The 3,726-nt window shown below is 70.0% G+C and carries 3 protein-coding genes; all 3 read left to right on the top strand.

Annotated elements, in window-relative coordinates; all coding sequences use genetic code 11:
• The first annotated feature begins 326 nt into the window (after positions 1-326).
• Positions 327-1,703, top strand: a complete 1,377-nt coding sequence (locus tag AOK08_RS31550) for a glutamine synthetase family protein (protein ID WP_055532434.1) — start codon at positions 327-329, stop codon at positions 1,701-1,703.
• Between the two features lie 55 nt (positions 1,704-1,758).
• Positions 1,759-3,045 (top strand): cytochrome P450, encoded by a 1,287-nt coding sequence (locus AOK08_RS31555; RefSeq protein ID WP_055532436.1) that lies wholly within the window; start codon positions 1,759-1,761, stop codon positions 3,043-3,045.
• Between the two features lie 103 nt (positions 3,046-3,148).
• Positions 3,149-3,726: TetR family transcriptional regulator (locus AOK08_RS31560; RefSeq protein ID WP_055532443.1), on the top strand; the 578-nt coding region annotated here is incomplete at its 3' end.

Genomic DNA, 3,726 nt, shown 5'->3' on the forward strand with positions numbered 1-3,726 from the left:
GGTGAGAGGTAAGGCGGGGTGGGGCCCGACCGGTGTCGGACCGGGCCCCGGGCCAAAGGGGCTGGAGATCCTTCCGGAGAACCGGCCCCTGACTCGTTTGGCTTCAAACAAGATAGGAAGTGGCCGGAGTCTGGTCAATAGCTATCCGGATGGATAAATTCTTTCCACGACCCCCTTGCGGGACGGACCACTCCTCCATACCGTTTGGCCTCAAACAACGAGCCCGGGGTCGCCGTCCGCACCGCGCGCCCTGGCCGCACTCTCCACGCCACCCGCCTCCCGGACCTCTGTTCCGGAGGTGCCGACGTCCGCCCGAGGAGACAACGGTGAGCGCAATCGACCTTCAAGAAGTCCGCCGGCACATCGAGCGGCTCACCGCCGAGGGGATCGACGTGGTCCGGGTGGTCTATCCCGACCTCATCGGCACCGACCGCGCCCGTGACGTCCTCGTCGACGAACTGCCGCGCGCCTGTGAGCACGGGCTCGCCTTCTGCCGGGCCGTCTACCACACCAGCCCCCAGGGTGACGTGGTACCGGTCAGCGGCGGCCTGGACGCGGGGCTGCCCGACATCTCCGTACGGCCGGACCTGTCCACCCTGGTCGCCCTGCCCTGGGAGCCCGGCGTCGCGGTCTGCCTCGGGAACGTCATCGACCCGGCGACCGGCTCCCCCGCGCCCGAGTCGCCCCGCGACCTGCTCAGCGCCGTCCTCGACCGGTGCGCCGAGCACGGGCTGCGGCCCGTCGTCGGGCCCGAGCTGGAGTACTTCCTGTGCGATGCGGCGCCGGGGGGCGCGGGCGGCTGGCAGCGGTACAACCGGGACTCGGGCGTCGTCTACACGGCCGGTCTGCGGGCCGACCCCGACAACCATCTCCTGCGCACCCTGCGCCACGTACGCGATCTGAACATCGGCGTGCTCAGCGGGAACCACGAGTTCGACGGCGGGCAGTTCGAGATCAACCTGCTGCACTCGGACGCCATGTCGGCGGCCGACCGGGCCTTCCGGTTCAAGGCCGCGATCAAGGAACTGGCACGCAAGGAGGGCCGGCTCGCCACCTTCATGGCGAAGCCCTTCAACGACGCGGGCGGCTCCGGCTTCCACCTCCACCTCTCCTGCGAATCCGACCCCTCCGCCGAGGGGGCGGGCGGCGCACGCAATCTCTTCGACGATCCCTCGGGGCAGTACGGGCTGTCCGCCACGGCACGGCACGCGGCGGCCGGTCTCCTCGCCCACGCGCCCGCCCTCGCCGCGCTGCTCAACCCGACCGTCAACTCGTACAAGCGCTTCGGTCCCGACACCCTCGCGCCCTGGCTGATCGACTGGGGGCTCGACAACCGCAGCGCCATGGTCCGGATACCGCCCGAGCGCGGCTCCGGGGCCCGGCTCGAACTGCGGCTCGGCGATGCCAGCGCCAACCCGTACCTCGCGATCGCCGGGGCCGTGGCCGCCGCGCTGCTCGGCGTGCTGGCCGGGGAGGAGCCCTCGGCACCACTGGAGGGCTACGGCTACGACGCCGACAGGTCCGCCGTGCTGCCGATGAGCCTGCCGGAAGCCCTCGACGCCCTGGAGGCGGACACCGCGCTGACCGAGGTGCTCGGCAAGGACTTCGTCGCCTCGTTCCTCGCCTACAAGCGCAACGAGGTCGAACGCTTCCAACGGCACGTCACCGACTGGGAGTTCACCGAGTACGCGTACCACCTCTGATCGCCGCCGCCGATCCCTTCCCCATTGCTTCCGCACGACCTTCCCGGAGCCTTCGATGACCGAGCTTCCCCCCTCCGCCGCCGCCCAAGAACCCCTCCCCCTCGACGCCGTCGACCTCGCCGACCTCGACAACTTCACCGACGGGGTGACGCCCTGGCGGATGTTCCACACCCTGCGCCACGAGGACCCGGTGCACTGGCAGCCCGAGGAGGCGCCCAACTCCGGTTTCTGGGCGGTGACCCGGCACGCGGACATCGCGCGCGTCGACCGTGACGCGGAGACGTTCACCTCGGCGAAGTTCGTCAACCTCGAAGAGGTCGACGAGGACCAGATCAAGAAGCGCGCCTCCATCCTGGAGCTGGACGGGGTGCGGCACCGGGCCCTGCGCAGTGTGATCCAGCGGCAGTTCGGCGCGGGAGTCATCAACAGCTACACCGACTTCCTGCGCGGGCTCACCGCCCAGACCCTCGACGCGGCGCTGGCGAAGGGGAGTTTCGACTTCGTCAAGGAGGTCTCCGCCGACTTCCCCATCAACGTCCTGGCCCGGCTGCTCGACGTTCCGCCGGAGGACAACCAGCAGCTCATCGACTGGGGCAACCGGATCATCGGCAACACCGACCCCGACTACGCCGACGTCCTGCTGAACAGCGCGGAGAGCGAGAAGTACCGCGATCTGCCGTTCCGTTCGCCCGCCTCGCTCGAAGTCTTCGAGTACGGGCGGGAGTTGGCGCGCCAGCGGCGCGGCGGCGAGGGCGACGACCTCGTCTCGAAGCTCGTCAACACCACCCCGCGCGACGGAGTTCCGCTGTCCCCGGAGGACTTCGACAACTACTTCCTGCTGCTGGTGGTCGCCGGCAACGAGACCACCCGGCACACCATCACCCACTCCATGCTGGCCCTTCTCCAGCACCCCGAGCAGCTCGCCCGCCTCCGGGCCGACCCCTCGCTGATCCCGGGCGCGGTCGAGGAGTTCCTGCGCTGGGCGTCCCCCGTCTACCACTTCCGGCGCACCGCGACCCGTGACGTCGAGCTGGGCGGCAAGCGGGTCAAGGAGGGCGACAAGGTCGTCATGTGGTTCGCCTCCGGCAACCGTGACGAGGAAGTCTTCGGCAATCCGTACGACTTCGACGTCACCCGCAAGGACAACGACCACGTCACCTTCGGCAAGGGCAGCCCGCATCTGTGCCTGGGCAATCTGCTGGCCCGCACCGAGATCCGGATCATGTTCGAGGAGCTGATCCCGCGCCTCGCCGACATCCGGCTGGCGGGGGACGTCCCCCGGGTGCGCTCGAACTTCGTCAACGGGATCAAGAAGCTGCCGGTGGAGGTCACCCTCGCGTGAACCCTGGTCGAACTCCCGATGGCACTCAGTTCCCCGAACACGGCGCACCGAGTGCCATCGGCCCCGGTCGGATGCTAGTTTCCCGAGCATGACCAAACCGCCCATGCGGGACGCCCTGGTCGCGGCGGCCTTCCAGTTGTTCCTGGAGCGTGGCTACGAGCAGACCACCGTGGACGACATCGTGGCGCTGGCCGGGGTCGGGCGCCGGTCGTTCTTCCGCTACTTCCCCGCCAAGGAGGACGTGGTCTTCCCCGACCACGAGCGGTGCCTCGCCGACATGACGGCATACCTGGCCGAGAGCGCCGAGAGCGCCGAGGACACCGACCCGGTCGGACGGGTGTGCGACGCGGCCCGCATGGTGCTGCTGCTGTACGCCGAGAACCCGGCCTTCTCCGTCCAGCGCTACCGGCTCACCAAGAAGGTCCCCGGGCTGCGCGCGTCCGAGCTGTCGGTGGTCTGGCGGTACGAGCGCGCCCTGGCCGCGTATCTGCGCGGGCGTTTCGCCGGTCGGCCGCACGGGACGCTCCAGGCCGACGTGATCGCGGCGGCCGTCGTCGCCGCCCACAACAACGCGCTGCGCTCCTGGCTCCGCTCGGACGGCCAGGGTGACGCGACCACGGCCGTCGACCACGCCCTGGACTATGTACGGGCCGCCTTCGGGACCCCGCCCGCGGCCCCCGC

Source organism: Streptomyces graminilatus, from assembly GCF_001418565.1.
GTDB classification, from domain to species: Bacteria; Actinomycetota; Actinomycetes; order Streptomycetales; family Streptomycetaceae; genus Streptomyces; species Streptomyces graminilatus.